This is a genomic window from Maridesulfovibrio sp. FT414 (assembly GCF_050916235.1).
GTDB lineage: Bacteria > Desulfobacterota > Desulfovibrionia > Desulfovibrionales > Desulfovibrionaceae > Maridesulfovibrio.
In genome coordinates this window covers 1,522,751-1,539,622 of record NZ_CP104854.1, presented here as the reverse complement: position 1 = coordinate 1,539,622, position 16,872 = coordinate 1,522,751, and the positions used below count along the sequence as shown (strand labels likewise).

Sequence of the window (16,872 nt, the reverse complement as noted above, 5' to 3'; positions counted from 1 at the left end):
GTTGTTGATAAGATTTGAAGTAGATTGTATCGGTGTTAACAAAAAAAGTAATAAAGGTTAATATTTTTTTACACCGCGTTTTCGAGCGTATGTATTTGTGAAATGGAGTCAGGGAGAATCATGGGCAATAGAGAGAATGTAGTTGGTGTCATCGGCGGCCTGGGTAACGAGGCCATGGTTGATCTGGTGCGAAAGATGGCGGTTGTACCTGGCTCCGGGCAGAATTCATACGTGGTCTACGGAAATTCCCGCCTGGCCTACAGACCGGAAGAGGTCGGACGAATCTGGCTGCCGGGAGACGGCCCGGAACTGCGCAAGAGGGCCACTGCCGCCCATACCGCGCTGGTCATGCAGTATCTCGGATGCGGGGCTGTCGGGCTGGCCTGCAACAGTGCCCATGAGCTGTTTCGTGAGGTCATGGCCGATCTGCCGATGCTTTTTGTGGATATGATCCATGAAACGGCAAGGAGCATGGCCGGTGAAGCCGGAAAGGTTCTCGTCCTCGGTGTTACAAGTCTTGTGGAATCCGGTCTTTACCAGCAGGCACTCAAAGATCTTGGGGTTTCCGCTTTTGGTGCCTCCCCGGAGAACCAGCGCAAGGTCATGGCCGCCATTTACGATACCGGGTTCGGCATCAAGACCGCCAAGATCACAGCCCAGTCCGAAACTCTGCTCTGCGAAGTCGTCCGAGATGAATATGAACGTCATGGATGCCGAAAGGTTGTGCTTGGCTGTACCGAGCTGCCCCTTGCCCTGACGGCGGAAAGTTGCGCCCGGTTCAAGCGCGAAGGTCTGCTGCCGGAAGATGTAGTGATTGTGGACGCTTCGGCCGTTCTTGCCCGGACCCTTGTTCATGCCAAAGGAGTTGCCGGTTCCTCGGATATCGCCCCGGAAGTCTGCCCCGGCGGACACACGGACTGGTTTCCTCCTGCCGCATTTGCCGTGAGATCGCTGCCGGAACTGGCGGATGTCCAGTCGCGTATTATTGATCTGACCATTGTCTATCTCGGGCAGCGCGGCCGTACGGTTGAGGGTAGCTACATGCATCTGCCGACTCTGTTCGCTGCCGGAACTGATGAAGAAACCGTAGGCCGAATCAAATTGCTCACGGAGAATTTCATGGATGTGCGCGGGGACTGGGAAGCACAGCTGGGACCGGTTCTGGAAAGGCATTTCGGTACAGCATTATAGAATTCAGTAACTATTCATGCGGTATTCCGAGTTGGAGTAATGTCAGCATGAATACGGTCATAATGAAAAGCACTTAACCGGAGCTAAGTGCTTTTTTTGTGCTGGTTTCATATTCCGATAAAGGCTGGTGAATCAGTGGAAACATGGAGTCGGATTGTAATCTATATCTGACGGATCAAGTAATTCTGCTTTTCTTTCGAATGTGAACGCGATGCTTGCGTCTGGTTCGGAACCATTTCCTTTGATTGTAACAAGTATTTCTTCCCTGCCGTGTTGGTCGTCAGCAGTGATTTCCCTGTTGTTGAACTTTTTGCAGTATCCTTTCCCGTCGCGGAGGCTGCCGGTGTTGTCGTAAAGCTGGGCCTTGCTTATGCATGGATGTTCTCCGAGATTGTGCAGCTGCACTATGGATGTTTTTTTGCCGGTTTGCTGAAGCTGCATCTCCCAGCCTTTAGCAGCCCAGCATGAGACTTCCTGAGCAGAGGCAAAGCCCGAAAAATTGTATAGTAAAACGATTGCGGTCAGGATTATTACTGAAATTGACTTTTGCATAGCATGAATCATGGGAAAGCCTCCTGAATTTATATTCATGTTTTGATTGTTGGTCGGGTGAGTTTTACTCCTCATTATAGTCAACACGTTTGTATACGCCTTGTGTCTGAGTGAGGTGGTTCATCAGGCGCATGACTCCGTCACTCGGTTCGGATGTCTCCACCCTTAATGTGACATGCAGTGTATTGGCTCGTTCCTTGTCTCCTCCGGCAAGATTGACGCACAGCATCTCGCTTGCTTTTTTCTTGTCGCTATCCTCATCTGTCAGCAGGCCTGCCAGCTCAACATCGAAGGTCATTTCCACGTCTTTGACTTTCAGCATGTTGGGGGCAACCAACGGCAGCAGTGGTACCCTGTATATGTCTTCTTCATTTTCGGCTGCGTCCGGGTGCATGGAAGGGGCATAGATTTCCATGCATCTTGGACGCGAATCCACATCAAAGTATGACCGGATGTTCATTAACTGGTGTTTTTCTATTCGGTTCTGGGTTTCTATAACTGCTGAGGCCATCGCCTGGATGAAGTCCCTGAAGTTAAGTGTGTTTGACATAGAAATTTCTCTCGTATTGCCGCAGTGTTAAAAAGTCTCTGCTTTATTCCGGAAAGCAGGATTAAAATGAACAGCAGGTCGTAGCTCCTGTCCGGGGGCGCAGTCGTTATTCCCGATCAGTGGAAAGTCGGAATTGTTTTGCCTGTTCCTTGGTCAGTGCCAGGCGTAATCCTTTCCTGCCGGTAATCCAGTCCAGCAGTCTGGTTAATATACCTGTTTTCTGCTGACGTATGCCAGCTGTGGAATTCAGGATCGTTCTGTCGGGAATAGGCAGGACCATGCGTCCTTCAACCCATATGCCACCGGTCCCTGACTCATGCTGATCAAAGCATACTTCTATTGTAACGGTTTTTCTTTTCCCGAGTCCTGATTGCTGGCTCTGCTCAAGGGTCAGGAAAGGTCCTGAGTATGTTTCATCAATATATCCCCTTAGTGTTAAGGCGAATTTAGAAATCCGCAGCTGCGTATCAGCCTGAAATGCAGCTGCGGATAACAGATCGTCAATGTTTCGTGTCAGGCAACTGTGACCGTTTTTGTTTGAGGGCGTTGTAGATGACAGGCTGCTCTGCCGGGCTACGAGGTTTCCTGCACAGGTGTATTCTTTTTGAAGTGCTTGCAGGAATGCGTTCAGGCTCATCTCATTCATCTCGTATTCCAGCGCTTTATTCCAGCCATAGCGGCCTGCGTTTAAACCCCACGTGGTAAACGATCCATTGAAGAACCATCTGGTGTTCTCCCATTTGCAGTAATGTGAAACTTTTTTCTGTTCCAATTATCTGCCCTTTTGGGGATTCGCTCAGGCACCTGTTCAAAAGTGCTGTGGCCGCCTCAATCTCTTCGTTGCTCTGCATCGCAGAAGGGTCATTTGTTCCCACGCTGATGCGTTTTACGAAGGTTACTTCGCTTAAGTCCATTTTTCAGACCACAGTTCCTTAATCAGTAACCGGTTTCGGTGCAGCCGGGGTGATGGCCTTCGGGGCGCAGGCTGTCTGCAGGATGTCCATTACCCGCGCCAGTCCTTCAGGCATACCTGCATCGGAGGCATGTACCTCAACGTGATATTTCGCTGACGTGTCGGTTGAACGGGTATTCTCCTTATGTGAGGAGATGGATCCGCTTACGGATGCCTTGGCGGAGAATATCCCCCAACCTATGGATGCCTCGGCGGAAAAGGAGCCCTGCTTGTCTGTTTTTTCAACCGATGAAGTCGCGGATTTGACTTCCATGTCAAAGGTAATGTCCACAGACTTGATTGACAGGTTGGGGACGTTGACAATTGAAAGCAGGGGAACCGTTATTTCCACTTCTTCTTCAGCCAACGGCCCTGTTGTCTTGTCCTGTTGCTGCTGGGGGCGTTTGAACTTGAAGGAAGCCGTCCGGGTCTGTGTAGGTGTTTTGCTGTCGCCCTCGGGCGGCATGAATCCGACAACCTGAATGAAGTTTGCGGTTGCGTTGGCGAGTTTGATCTGAGCTTCACAGGCCGCGTCCAGCGGGGCCCCGATCAGATCGCTCATGGGCAGACCTCTGAATTGGTCAACGATTGCGTCTGGCATTTGAATCCTCCTTGTTGATGTCTGGTGTCTTTTTTAGACAGCCGATTCTTTTATTGATGTGAAAACAAACAATATTTGGCTTCACATGATTTTGTTATATTGTGTATATTAGCACTCATAATATTATTGTCCATGAAATAGATAAAAATGAAGTGAAATATATTTCAAAATGATATATTGGACTTAAAAAGAGAGAAGGAGGTAGTATGGCAACTAAATTCAATCTCACCCGCAGAGAGACCGGCGATCAGGGAACCTTCGGCAGGCTGGTCAAAGTAGACGATTCCGGAACAGCCACGATGACTCCTCTTGAAACTGTCGAACTCCCATGGAAAGAGAACCTCGCAAATGTCTCCTGCATACCGTTAGGATTATACAGGTGCAGGCTGGCGGTATCCCCTAGATATGGACTTTGTCCGCACATCTTTAAGGTGCCGGGAAGAAGCAATATTCTAATTCATTACGGCAACTGGGCCGGTGACACTTCTGTCGGATGGTATTCCAATTCGGAAGGCTGTATTCTGGTAGGTACCGGGCTGGCCAGTGCTCCGGCCAGAGAAGGCTTAAGGAGTCAGAAAATGGTGACCAACTCCCGGCAGGCATTGAAAAATATGCTGAGCGTCCTGCAGGAGTCGGGTGTAGAGGGGGATGCTGTGTTTGAACTGGAAGTGATAAATGAAACCGGTCTGTCTGGTATTTTCGTATGATCTATACTTGTTGATACCTGCGTATCAGGATTTTCATCGAATTATACCTGCAGGAGGATCTGTCATATAGACGACAGATAAAAGTCTAAATCCTGTCCTGCCCAGCAGAACCGTGCTATAGTGGTCTCAAGAAGCAATTGATTTTGTGACAATTGCGGGAGGCTGCATGCAGTACACTCTTACGCGACTTATCGATCTGGCCCGCGGGGCAGGGAAGGCTGATCTGGTTATCAGGAACAGCCGGGTGGTCAATGTCCTGAGCGGCGAGATTCACGAGGCCGATGTGGCTGTTGCCGGGGGAGTATTCCTTGGTTTCGGCAGGTATGAAGGGGGTTGTGAATTCGACGCTGGCGGGCGTTATCTGCTTCCCGGGCTGGTTGAAGGGCATATCCATATTGAATCCACCCTGCTTACCCCTCCCCATTTCGCCAGAGCCGTTGCCGGGCACGGTACGGCTGCAGTTGTCTGTGATCCGCACGAAATCGCCAATGTGCTGGGACGCGAAGGAGTGGAGTACATGCTATGGGCATCGCACGGCCTTCCTGTCTCCATCTTTTTCATGGTTCCGTCCTGCGTTCCGGCCACTGCGCTTGAAACATCCGGTGCTACCCTTACTGCACAGGATGTCGCATACTTTCTGCACAACTATCCTTCCCGTGTCAGGGGATTGGCCGAAGTGATGAATTTTCCCGGTGTTCTGTTCAAGGACCCTGGAGTGCTTGAAAAACTTGTCTCCGCTGCGGGACGGGTTGTGGACGGCCATGCCCCGCTTCTCGGCGGAATGGACCTGAATGCCTACGTTCTGGCAGGGCCGCGCAGTGATCACGAGTGTTCCGAAGTCTCGGAAGCTCTGGAAAAGCTCCGAGCCGGGATGCATCTGATGATGCGTGAAGGCTCTCTTGAGCGGAATATGGAGGAGCTGCTCGGTGCGGTCAACGATTTCAATGCCCAGAACGTGTCCATGGTTACTGATGACCGCAACGTGCTCGACCTGCGTGATAACGGGCATCTGGATTATGCCCTGCGCCGGGCGGTGGCGCTGGGGATGGACCCCGTGCGTGCGGTTCAGACGGTTTCCATCAATACCGCAAGATATTTCGGCCTTGCCGGGCACGGGGCCATTGCTCCGGGATACCGGGCCAATTGTTTTTTGGTGGATGACCTGAAGGACTTCTCCATCCATCAGGTATTTCTGAACGGCATTCCCCTTGAAGAACACCGCTTTGAAACCGCCAATTCCGTGGTCCCGGCCAATTGCATGAACGTGGGGACGAATATTGATGAGTCCCTTTTTGCCGCCGAACCCGGCAGCGGCAGAGTCAGGGTTATCGGGGTCCGGCCCGGGCAGTTGCTGACCGAGAACCGTATTCTGGAGCCCTGTGTGGTAGACGGCCGTCCTGCGGCTGATCCGGCCCGGGACATCTGCAAGTTTACGGTTATTGAGCGGCATCACGGAAGCGGCAGCCATGCCACCGGTTTTGTTCAGGGACTCGGATTGACCGGCGGGGCATTGGCCGGAACCGTGGCCCATGATTCCCACAACCTGATTGTTGCAGGCACAAATGATGCGGACATGGTATTGGCTGCGCGTGAGGCCGTAGCTCTCGGCGGCGGATTTGTGGCCGTCCGGGACGGTCAGGTGCTTGCCTCGCTCTCGCTGCCGATAGCCGGGTTAATGAGCGACAAGGATATGGATGATGTGGCGGCGGAAGTTGAAAGTCTGAATTCGGCGACGGAAAAGCTGGGCTGCTCCTTCAATCCGTTCATGCTCATATCGTTCCTTGGCCTTCCGGTAATCCCCAGCCTCAAGCTTACCGACAAGGGGCTTGTGGACGTGGAAGCATTCAACTTTACGAGTTTGTGGGTCGACTGATGGCAGTTGGTTTTTATTTAGAGCTTTAAAAGATGTCTCTGGCAACATTTGCTTAAATGCACGCGTGATACATTTACGCAGGAGGAGTCATGCATGGATGGGCAGGTTGGATTCTGAGGGTTGATCTGGAGACCGGAACAATAGTCAGGCAGACTCTTGATCCTGAAATTGCCCGAAAATTCATTGGTGGACGGGGGCTCAACTCCTACACTTTGTTCAACGAAATCCCGCTGTCCATTGATCCGCTCAGTGCGGAAAATGTCTACTGTATTGCTGCCGGACCTCTCTCAGGAACCGGGCTGGGGCTTACCAGCCGCGTGGAAGTCAGCACTCTTTCTCCGTATTCAGGTATCCTTGGTGACGGCAATGCGGGCGGTGCTCTGGCCTTCACTATGAAACGGGCCGGGCTGGACCAGATTGTGGTGACCGGAAAGGCTGAAAAGCCCTGTTACCTGCTGATTGATGACGGACAGGCGGAGCTTCTGGATGCCGGGGAACTCTGGGGCCTTTCGGTCTGGGACGCAACCGACCGGCTGAAGGAAAAGTACGGTCGGTCCGCAAGCGTTGCCGGCATCGGTCAGGCCGGGGAGAATCTGGTCCGGGTCGCCACGACCATGGTCGATAAATACGCCTCCGCTGCGCGCGGTTCCGGGGCGGTGCTCGGCTCCAAGCTTCTCAAGGCCGTCGTGGTTCGGGGCAGCGGCCATGTTTCGCTGGCCGATGTGGAACAGTTCCGCAGGATGGCGGCCGAGGATCGGGAGTTTTTCCGCAACTCCGGGTTCCAGCAGGATATGGTGTCGCAGTACGGGACCCATATCGGCATGCTGATGTGGGAGCCGGGGTTCCGCAATTATGAGAAATTCTGGGACGGGAAGGATGTGCCGGACCAGCTTCGTCCCGAAGCGTGGAAAGAATATTCCGTGGGCCGCCATGGTTGCCACGGTTGTCCTGTGCGCTGCAAGGACCACTATCGTATCCCTTCGGGCAACCGGGCCGGAGAGGAAGGCAAGGCAATGGAATATGAATGTATTTTCTGCATGGGCAGCAACTGCGGCATAACCGACCCGGTTGCCATCATGGAGATGGAAAATCTCTGCGATACCTACGGGATGGACGTTCTGGCTCTGGGCAATACCATCGCCATGGTCAAGGATCTTTACAATCGCGGTCTGCTCGGTCCCGAACAGACGGACGGCCTTGACCTGAGCTGGGAAAATGCCGAGGCGCAGGTGGAACTTGTCCACCGCACGGCCATGCGGCAGGGATTCGGAAACCTTGTTGCCGAAGGCATGTACACCCTAGCGCGGAGGTTAGGCGGCGAGGCCATGGACTTCTGTTATCATGTCAAAGGACTTTCGCGCGGTCCGTATCCTGCCGGGGTGTTCGCCCTTTCCCATGCCACATCCACCCGCGGGGCCGACCATTTGCGTGGGCGTTCATGGGCATTCAGCCAGCCTGACCCGGATATGTTCCCCATTCTGAAGGAACGGGGCATGCTGCTTGAAAATGCGGATCAGGACCCGGCCCCGGCAGTGATCGTCGGAGAGCGCATAACGACGCTTACCGACAGCATCGGACGCTGCAAGGGGGCGGTCAACAACTGGATCAGTGCCATGCCGCTGGTCTGGAAGAAGCCCATTTTTGACGGATTGGCCGAGCTTCTGACCGCTGCCACGGGCGTGCCCTTTTCCGCCTCCTCTCTGGAGGAGGCCGCGGACAGGATCTACGCTCTGGAGCACTCATTCAATATACGTCGGGGCACTGCACGTCGTGATGACCGGTTGCCACAGAAGTCTGAAATACGCGACAGCGAGGAAGGTCAGGCTGACCTGCGCAGGCATGAGGAGCATCTGACCCGTTACTACGAGCTGCGGGGATATGATCCGGATACCGGGCGTCCCACGCCGGAACGCCTGAAGGAACTGGGGCTTGATTTTGTCGCCGAAGACCTTGCCGCCATGCCTGAAATCCCGGAATGGGATGGGCCGGAACGGTGGGATATGGATGAATATCCCAGCGGCGGCAAGCGATGTTAGTGGAGATTTTGTCTGGCTATGCCCCGGCAGTGTTGCCGGGGCTTCCTTTATAGCGGAACAATCAGACTGTTTTTCGTTGACCGGCGTATGAGCCGAGGACGAATGTTACGACTGCGGCGATTGTGGTGGGCACGATGGCGTGCACTCCGCCCATAGCCGGCTTGATTATGGTCAGAGTTATGAACACGGCCACACCGCAGATGATTGAAATGATGGCTCCGGTGGCATTTCCCTTATCCCAGTATAGGCCGAGCACAATGGGGCAAAGGAAGGTTGCCTCCAGCCCTCCGAAGGCGAACAGGTTGATCCAGACCAGCAGGTCAGGCGGTTCCATGGCGGCAAGGAACACCAGCAGCCCGATGACGACCGTAGTGATCAGGCTCATCTTTTTCAGGCTGGTGACGGGCATCTTCGAGGCATCTCCTTTCAGCCGGTAGTGGATGTACAGGTCCTTGATGATGGCGGCGGAAACCAGCAGGAGCATGGAATCGACCGTAGACATGATGGCTGCAAGCGGTCCGGCAATGAAAACTCCGGCCCAGACCGGGGAAAGCAGCTCCACGATGAGGGTCGGCATGGCAAGGTCGCCGGATGGAAGATTCGGGAATACCGCCCGGCCCATGGCCCCGGCAAGGTGCGCGCAGAGAATCATGAACCCGATAAGCAGCGTGCCGATGATCATGGCATCGTGCATGGCGCGGGAATCGCGGTAGCCCATGCAGCGTTGTGTCGTCTGCGGCAGGCCGAGCACGCCGATACCCACCAGCACCCAGAATGAAAGGGTGAAAGGTTGAGGCACTGCGTTTTTGGGCCCCGTCGGAGTGATCAGGCCCGGATCAATGCCCTTGAGGGTGGTGATGCATTTTTCAACCCCGCCCCCGGCATTGATGACGGCCAGCAGTACCACGACTACAGCGACGACCATGACGATCCCCTGAATGGCATCGGTCAGGACAACGGCGCGGAATCCGCCCACAGCGGTATAGAGAACTACGCTGATGCCGAACAGGGTCAGCCCGACAACGTAGGGATAACCGGTCACGGTCTGGAACAGGCGAGCTCCGCCGATGAACTGGGCCAGCATGGCTGCCATGAAAAATACGATCAGGGCCACAGAACACAGGATGACCACCACGTCACTTTTGTAGCGGGCACGCAGGAAGTCGGTAATGGTCACGGCTCCGGTCTTGCGGGCCATTATGGCAAAGCGTTTTCCAAGTATTCCGAGGGTGAAGAAGGTGGTCGGCACCTGAATCATGGCGAGCAGCACCCAGCTTAATCCCAGCCTGTAGGCAACTCCGGGGCCGCCCACGAAGCTGCTGGCGCTTGTGTAGCTGGCGATGATGGTCATTGCGAGGACGAATCCGCCCATGGAGCGGCTGCCGATGAAATAGTCTTCGATGAATCCCTGTGATGAATTTGATACCGATCTGTTACGGGCCCAGAGGGCGACGCCGATGGATAAGGCCAGATAAACGATGACGGGAATGATGGTCAGCATGTTCGCGTTCATCGTTCCACTCCATCTGTTTCAGTTCGGCGGAGATCTTCGTGAGGGTCTGTTTCTTCGGCATCCAGTGGCATGTCCTTGAATTTGAACCTCACCACCGCCCAGAGAAGAATGGTGATGAGCGGGTAGCCTGCTATGCAGCTGTAGAAAAACCAGGCCGGGAAACCGAACACATATGTGTATTCGTCCGGGTTGCGGTTGCCCAGACCGAATCCTGTTACATACCACCAGACGAAATACAGTCCATAGACCGCCAGGGCGTATAAAGCCTCCCTGTTGGCCTGTCTGAACCGTCGATCTTGTATGATTTTCATTGGTTATTCCCCTTCATCCGTTCCGTATTTAGACAGGGATGAATCTGTTTGGCGTGGATGCGGTCACGTGTTTCAGCCACGCGACGCGGTTGGGGTGTACCGTCTTAAACGCCGGGGTTCAAGTCTTTGAAAAGGATATGCGGATTTTGTCGGTTCGAAAAGTCGGGGCGTAAGGCTTTGTGGAGTCCGTTTGTGTCTGCTTCTCTGTCCGTGAAGGACAGAAAATTATTGAATAAGTGACCGTTACTTGAAAGAATGTGGACTCCCGGTAAACTGGGATTTGTCTTTGTTGGGTTCTTAAAGGTGCAGATGTCACCAAGGCATTTACACGGTTTCAACACAAACAGGTGATATGGGCATGTTGAAAAGGGTTTGCAGATGAGTTTGCAAGGGGGATTTTGTAAGGACGCATTGGTTCTTCTGATGGGGTTGCTGATTGCCGCTGCGATTGTTCCAGTCGGTGTGTTTGCGGATGACTCCCGCTACAATAAGGCCTGGGGGCTGTATGAAAGGGGAGACTACGCCGGCGCTGTTGCCTTGTTCCGGCAGGAAGCTGAGGAAGGCAACGCACGGGCCGAGAATGCGCTCGGCCTGATGTACGACCGCGGGTCCGGGGTTGAACGGGATATGCAGGAGGCCCTGAAATGGTATGTCCTTTCGGCGGAGCACGGCTATGCAAGCGCACAGAGCAATCTCGCTTCCTGCTACCTGAGCAGTCGGGGAGTGGAGAAAGATTATGCCGAAGCCCTGAAATGGTACCGCAAGGCGGCTGAACAGGGACATTCCACCGCTCAATATGTGCTGGGAACAATGTATCGGGACGGTAAGGGCGTTGCGCCGGACATGCAGCAGGCGGTTGCGTGGTTTGAGAAGGCCGCGGCAGCCGGAAACCGGCAGGCCCGTGAAATTCTGGAGGCTGAATCTGCCGGAACTTCACCTGCAGACGGAGGGGCTGGCTGGGAATTGAGCGACCTGCGCTCCAGAGCTGCGGCTGGTGATGTCTATTCCATGAGCCGTCTTGGCTATCTGCTCATGGAGCAGCAGGGCGGGCAGGTTTTTTCTGAGGCCCGCAAATGGCTGCAGATGGCGGCAGAGCGCGGAGAGACCCACGCCATGGCCAACCTAGGCAGGATGAATCTCTACGGGCAGGGCGGGGACAAGGATTTCAGGACGGCTGAAATGTATTTCCGAAAGGCGGATGGAAGGGGAAATCCGGCGGGCAGCAACGGTTTGGGCCTGATGTATTTTAATGGACTGGGAGTCGGAAAGGATTATGGCTTGGCCTGTAAGCTTTTCGCCAAAGCGGCGGATCAAGGAGATGCGTCCGCTGAGTTAAATCTGGGACACATGTATTATAAGGGACTTGGAGTGCCTGTGGACCTTGCAAGGGCTGCAGAGCTCTTTACAAAGGCGGCAGAGAAGGGCAAGGCCGAGGCCGCTTACTATCTGGGCCGGATGTACGAAGACGGGACCGGGGTGGAAAAGGATTGTGCTGCGGCCCTGCGGTGGCTGGAGCAGTCCGCCGCTCAGAGTGATGGGTATGCTTTGGCCGAGCTCGGCTACATGCATCTCAAAGGACGCTGCGTGGAAGCAGATTACGCAAAGGCGGCAGAGTATTACCGTGAATCCGCCGCACTTGGTAACCCTGAATCCATGTACAATCTTGGCTGCATCTATCAGGACGGACTTGGGGTGAAGGAGGATGCACAGGAGGCGGTCAGGTGGTTTACACGGTCGGCCGATCTCGGTAATGTGCGTGCTCTAAGTGCGCTTGGGTCCAAATATTATTACGGGCAGGGCGTGGAGCAGAGTTACACTCAGACGATCGATTTTTGGACTAAAGCGGCGGACAAGGGTGATGCAGAGGCCTTGAATAATCTTGGGGGAATGTACCTGTCCGGCAAAGGGGTTCCGGTTGATTATGCAAAAGCTTTGGAGCTTTTGACCGCAGCGGCGAATAAGGGATATGCGGAGTCCCAGTTTGTCCTGGGTGAGATGTACGAAAAGGGACTCGGTGTGATCAGGAGTAAGCTTGAGGCCCTGAGCTGGTACAGGAAAGCAGCTGCGCAGGGCATTCGCAAGGCCAGGGACCGGATGGAGTCCTTAGGAGGGCAGTAGTTTGTAAATCTGATTTTCATCCGGCGTTGCATAGGGCTGAAACCGAACATCTGTGTGTATGTTTGGTTTCAGTCTTTTTTTTTGCGAAAAATGTCAAATTATTTTGTTTTTAAATATAGCATGTTACACAGCTTAAACCTCTCCTTTGCTTGTCCTGGGCGTTGAGGTGGATCGTGTTTATGTTGACACCCATACCCCGTATGGGTATATAGAGTTGTAAGAGTACAGCAAAAAACACCTCTGCGTGTTTTGTTTTCGGAAAAGGGATGTTACGGTGAAAGAAAATTTTTGGAGGTTTGCAATGAATCGCAAGGTAATAGGAATCCTGATCTGTGTCCTTATGATCCTGTCTATGGCCAGTATGGCTACCGCAATGGGTGGCGGAAATGCACGTAAAGGCAAGTTTCTGTACAGGAAGCACTGCCGTTCCTGTCACGGACAGACTGCTTCCGACCTGAGTCCGAGCACCAAGACTCAGGCCGAATGGACTGCAACCTTTTCGGATACTTCCAAGATCAAGTGTTCTCCGGATTGGGGCGGAGTAAGCGAAGGCGATCTCAATGATATTTTTACCTATCTGCATGACTACGCCAAGGACTCTCCGTCTCCGGCAAAGTGCAGTTAAGGATTTTTCCTGCGCGGCGGAATTGTGCTTCCGCCGCGCAGCAATTTTAACTCCTTTCCACTGTGTTTAACATGGAGGTGGAAGTGGCTCACAATAAGACCAGGCTTTCCCGCCGCGACTTTTTCAAGGCCTCCGGGATGCTGGCCGCTGCCGCAGCCGGAAGCGTTCCGGTTCTTGGCGGGCTGGAAACTGCTTCGGCGCAGTCGAAGAAGTCAGTCGGCAACTGGGAATCGGCCTTCTCGGCCTGTGACATGTGTTTCAACAAGTGCGGCTGCATCGCCCGGGTTCAGGACGGTGTGGTCAAAAAACTTGATCCGAATCCCAAATTTCTCAAATCCAGAGGCATGCTCTGTGCCCGCGGTAATGCCGGGGTTGCCCAGCTTTATGATCCAGACCGCCTCAAGCACCCCCTGCTCCGCAAGGGAGCTCGCGGCGAGGGCAAGTGGCAGCGTATCCCGTGGGACGAGGCCATTGATCTGCTGGCGACTAAAATGCAGGCAATCCGTGAAAAATATACCCCCTGCGGGCATCTGTTCACTGCCGGTACCGACCTGCAGTCCCAGTTTGTGGGCCGTTTTGCGGAAGTCTACGGTTCGTACAATGTCACTTCCCATGAATCCTTATGCCTGCTGAGCGGCAGCCGGGCCTTTCTGGATACCTTCGGTGAGGTTCCCTTTGCCGATGTGCTCAACAGCAAATATATTGTAATGGCCGGGGCCAACCGTTTTGAGGCCCTTGTCACCCCGGATTCAATAGACCTGATGACCGCCATGCAGAAGGGCTCCAAGCTGGTTGTCCTTGATCCCCGCTACACCAAGACTGCCGCTCTGGCAGATGAATGGTATCCTATCCGACCTGGGACGGACATGGCTTTCATGCTTGCTCTGGCCCACGTGATCATCAACGAAAAGCTTTATGACGAAAAGTGGATCGCCGACAAAACTTACGGCATCGAGCAGCTTCGCGAGCATGTGCAGAAGTATGATCCCCGTTTTGCCTCCGAGGAGTGCGGAATTCCAGCGCAGGATATAGCCCGCATCGCCCGTGAGCTGGCAGCGGCCGCACCTGCATCCATGATTTATCCGGGCCGCCGTACTTCCGATTACAGGAATTCCACCCAGATCCGCCGCAGTTTCGCCATTGTCAACGGGCTGCTAGGTAACTGGGATCGTCCCGGCGGGCTGCTTGCCGCGCGCGAAGTAGGCCTCAAGGGCGTGCCTTATGATGCCCCGTGGTACGACGACAATCCCGGCGACCGCGTGGATGCCCACAAGGTTCCGATGATGTTTGAGCATGACGGTTCCTTCCTCATCACCCGCGATGCGGTTCTTTCCGGCAAGCCATATCCGGTTAAGGGCTGGTTTGTTTACAAGACCAACCCGCTGGGAACGGCTCCTGACCGGGCCAGGACCATAGAGATGTGCAATGCCATGGAATTCATGGCCGTGGTGGACATCGCCATGAGCGATACCGCCTGGATGGCCGATCTCGTTCTGCCCGCACCCAGCTATCTGGAACGGCAGGACCCGGCTTCCGGTCTGCAGGGCTCGGTGGCCTGTGCCTGCGTTGTCCAGCGTGATCCGGTTGTCCCGGCACTTTATGAATCCCGTCCCGTTTTCGACGTACTCAAGGCTGTGGCCGGAAAGCTGGAACTCGGAGAATACTTTGATTTCACCATTGAGGAATACCGCAGGCAGCAGTTGCGCGAACTGCCCGGAGCAGCCGAGGCCCTTGCAAAGGACGGGGTCTACTACAATCCCAGCAAGGTTTACGGCATTTACGAGGACAGGGTTTACAAGACCCTCAGCAAGAAGGTCGAGTTCTACAACCAGCGCTATGAGAAGATGGGGGTCGATCCCATGCCGGTCTATTCTCCTCCGGCGAGGGTTCCTGAGAACAGGTTCCGCATGGTTCTGGGGCGCAGTGCACTGGTCACCCAGAGTTCTTCCCAGAACAACGCGGTGCTGCACCAGCTTACCGGTGCAAATACCCTTTGGCTGAACACGAAGTCCGCGGCAAAACTTGGCATAAGTTCAGGAGACACCGTGGAAGTCTCCAGCTCTACCGGAAGGGGAGAGCTCAAGGTGGAGATAACCGACGGCATCCGTGAAGATACCGTGTACATGCTTTCCGGTTTCGGCCCACTTTCCCCGCAGCTCAGTCTTATTTTCGGTGAAGGGGCCAGCATGGCGGCAGTGCTCACCGGGGAATACGATGAAATCTGCGGCAACGCTGCAATGCATGAAACTTTCGTTTCCGTAACAAGGAAGGTGGCCTCATGAGCAGTCCCGTTCAACTCGCAATGGTCATCGATTCGTCAAAGTGCATAGATTGCAAGGGCTGCATGGCCTCCTGCAAGGTTGCCAACGATGTGCCGGACGGTCAGTGGCGCAACTGGATCAAGGCGTCCGTGCCTGATTTTGCGTCCGGTCGTCCACGCACCCATTTCCAGCCCGGCGGTTGTATGCATTGCGACAATCCCACCTGCGTGCAGGCCTGCCCCACAGGCGCAACCTTCAAGGATAAGAAGGACGGTACTGTGCGAATCGATTCAAGTCTGTGCATCGGTTGCGGCAACTGCATACCGGCCTGTCCGTACGGGGCAAGGTTCCGCAACGAGATCACCCGCAAGGCCGATAAGTGCAATTTCTGCGCGGAACGGCGCGAACAGGGGCTTCTTCCAGCCTGTGTGGATACCTGCCCGACCAAGGCCAGAGTTTTCGGCAACATCAATGATCCGAATTCCGAAGCGGCAATACTGCTCAGGGAAAACAAAGGCAGGCTGGTCCGGGTTATAAATGCCCGGTCGGATACCAAACCCAACATGGTCTATCTCGGTGAAACCGCTCCCCTTGACTGGCCTGTGGAGGCAAAGATGCCTTCGGCCATGGCCATGCTTACCGGGGCGGTCAATCCGCTGGTCAAGACCGTGGTGGGACTGTCCGGTCTGGGGGTGGCTGTTATGCTGGCCCGTCAGCTTCTGGTCGGTTCCGAATCGCACGACGACTCCCAGAACAAGGGAGGTGATGCATGATGAGTCAGAGACAGTACAAGCGGCATGACCGCTCGGACATTTTCATTCACTGGTTCAATGCGGCCTGCTGGCTGCTCCTGCTGGTCACCGGGCTTGGCCTTTTCGGCAATCCGGAAATAGACCCGCTTGGTTCCGGTTATCCGGCTTTTCTGCGCTCACTGGTCGGTGGCGGGGCAAACCTGCTGACTATCCATGTGACACTTGGATTCGTCTGGGTTGCAGGGCTCCTCTTCTATCTGCTGATCAATTTCAGGGGGGCCATGTTCTTCCTGAAAGAGGTCTTCATGGTCAGCCCGGCCCAGGATATAAGCTGGATGATCCGCAAGATGATTCTGATGACCGCCGGGCCGAAGCTGCTGGGAAAGAATTCCTCCCTGCCCGACCAAGGGTACTACAACATGGGCCAGAAGGCTTTTGCTCAGGCTTCTGTCGTGGGCGGGATAGTGATCGTCGTGACCGGCATCATCTTGTTCCTGTCAGACCGTACGCTCGGTCCGGAACACACTGCGCTGGTAAGCTGGTCCATAACCCTGCATTACCTGTCCGTGGGTCTGGTTTTTGCGGGATTGCTGGTCCACATCTACATGGCGGCAATTTCCCCGGAAGAGAAGCCCGGATTCAGGTCCATGTTCACCGGGCATGTGCCCGAGGATTACGCCATGCACCATCATCGGCTCTGGTATGAACGGGTAAAGGATAAGCCCGCTTCAAAGGCAGAATAGAGGCAAGAAGAGATTCAGTAATGTCAATTCCGAGCTGAATATACCCCTGCGGCGAAGCCTACTAAAAGGGTTTAAGCCCCCGGAGGG

The 16,872-nt window shown here is 54.4% G+C and carries 16 protein-coding genes; 9 read left to right on the top strand and 7 right to left on the bottom strand.

What is annotated here, in order from left to right:
- Positions 1-120: 120 nt before the first annotated feature.
- On the top strand, positions 121-1,191 hold the full coding sequence (locus N7E73_RS06815) for an aspartate/glutamate racemase family protein (protein ID WP_432738293.1): 1,071 nt from the start codon (positions 121-123) through the stop codon (positions 1,189-1,191).
- Positions 1,192-1,323: 132 nt separating this feature from the next.
- On the opposite strand, the gene N7E73_RS06810 is transcribed toward N7E73_RS06815, so the two are convergent.
- The 5 genes from N7E73_RS06810 to N7E73_RS06790 form a co-directional block, all read right to left on the bottom strand.
- Positions 1,324-1,755: a hypothetical protein gene (locus tag N7E73_RS06810; RefSeq protein WP_432738292.1), complete on the bottom strand. Its 432-nt coding sequence runs from the start codon at positions 1,753-1,755 to the stop codon at positions 1,324-1,326.
- Between the two features lie 52 nt (positions 1,756-1,807).
- Positions 1,808-2,293: a DUF2589 domain-containing protein gene (locus N7E73_RS06805; RefSeq protein ID WP_432738291.1), complete on the bottom strand. Its 486-nt coding sequence runs from the start codon at positions 2,291-2,293 to the stop codon at positions 1,808-1,810.
- A 106-nt stretch (positions 2,294-2,399) separates the two neighbouring features.
- Positions 2,400-2,939 carry a hypothetical protein gene (locus tag N7E73_RS06800; protein ID WP_432738290.1) on the bottom strand — a complete coding sequence of 180 codons (540 nt, stop codon included), beginning with the start codon at positions 2,937-2,939 and terminating at the stop codon, positions 2,400-2,402.
- 16 nt (positions 2,940-2,955) lie between these two features.
- Positions 2,956-3,207: a hypothetical protein gene (locus N7E73_RS06795; protein WP_432738289.1), complete on the bottom strand. Its 252-nt coding sequence runs from the start codon at positions 3,205-3,207 to the stop codon at positions 2,956-2,958.
- An 18-nt stretch (positions 3,208-3,225) separates the two neighbouring features.
- Complete coding sequence (locus tag N7E73_RS06790) at positions 3,226-3,846, bottom strand: DUF2589 domain-containing protein (RefSeq protein WP_432738288.1); 621 nt, start codon at positions 3,844-3,846, stop codon at positions 3,226-3,228.
- A gap of 206 nt (positions 3,847-4,052) precedes the next feature.
- Between N7E73_RS06790 and N7E73_RS06785 the strand changes: the two genes are divergently transcribed.
- From N7E73_RS06785 to N7E73_RS06775, 3 genes are all read left to right on the top strand, one after another.
- A complete protein-coding gene (locus tag N7E73_RS06785; protein ID WP_432738287.1) occupies positions 4,053-4,553 on the top strand; it encodes a DUF5675 family protein in 501 nt (166 codons plus the stop codon).
- Positions 4,554-4,719: 166 nt separating this feature from the next.
- Positions 4,720-6,426 carry an adenine deaminase gene (gene ade, locus N7E73_RS06780; protein ID WP_432738286.1) on the top strand — a complete coding sequence of 569 codons (1,707 nt, stop codon included), beginning with the start codon at positions 4,720-4,722 and terminating at the stop codon, positions 6,424-6,426.
- Between the two features lie 89 nt (positions 6,427-6,515).
- On the top strand, positions 6,516-8,462 hold the full coding sequence (locus N7E73_RS06775) for an aldehyde ferredoxin oxidoreductase family protein (RefSeq protein WP_432738285.1): 1,947 nt from the start codon (positions 6,516-6,518) through the stop codon (positions 8,460-8,462).
- Between the two features lie 61 nt (positions 8,463-8,523).
- Here N7E73_RS06775 and panF read toward each other — a convergent pair whose 3' ends face one another.
- Entirely contained in the window at positions 8,524-9,975 is a 1,452-nt protein-coding gene (panF, locus tag N7E73_RS06770; protein WP_432738284.1) for a sodium/pantothenate symporter, read from the bottom strand.
- Positions 9,972-10,286, bottom strand: a complete 315-nt coding sequence (locus N7E73_RS06765; RefSeq protein WP_432738283.1) for a YhdT family protein — start codon at positions 10,284-10,286, stop codon at positions 9,972-9,974. Before N7E73_RS06765 ends, panF begins: the two co-directional genes overlap by 4 nt.
- A gap of 378 nt (positions 10,287-10,664) precedes the next feature.
- Here N7E73_RS06765 and N7E73_RS06760 point away from each other — a divergent pair, with 378 nt between their 5' ends.
- From N7E73_RS06760 to N7E73_RS06740, 5 genes are all read left to right on the top strand, one after another.
- Entirely contained in the window at positions 10,665-12,404 is a 1,740-nt protein-coding gene (locus tag N7E73_RS06760; protein WP_432738282.1) for an SEL1-like repeat protein, read from the top strand.
- 301 nt (positions 12,405-12,705) lie between these two features.
- Positions 12,706-13,029, top strand: coding sequence for a c-type cytochrome (locus tag N7E73_RS06755; RefSeq protein ID WP_432738281.1), 324 nt, complete (start codon positions 12,706-12,708; stop codon positions 13,027-13,029).
- An 83-nt stretch (positions 13,030-13,112) separates the two neighbouring features.
- Positions 13,113-15,311 (top strand): molybdopterin-dependent oxidoreductase, encoded by a 2,199-nt coding sequence (locus N7E73_RS06750; protein ID WP_432738280.1) that lies wholly within the window; start codon positions 13,113-13,115, stop codon positions 15,309-15,311.
- Entirely contained in the window at positions 15,308-16,063 is a 756-nt protein-coding gene (locus N7E73_RS06745) for a 4Fe-4S dicluster domain-containing protein (RefSeq protein WP_432738279.1), read from the top strand. Before N7E73_RS06750 ends, N7E73_RS06745 begins: the two co-directional genes overlap by 4 nt.
- The gene (locus tag N7E73_RS06740) at positions 16,063-16,785 is read left to right on the top strand and encodes a cytochrome b/b6 domain-containing protein (RefSeq protein WP_432738846.1); all 723 of its coding nucleotides are present in this window, start codon (positions 16,063-16,065) and stop codon (positions 16,783-16,785) included. The genes N7E73_RS06745 and N7E73_RS06740 overlap by 1 nt, the downstream gene beginning before the upstream one ends.
- The last annotated feature ends 87 nt before the right edge of the window (positions 16,786-16,872 follow it).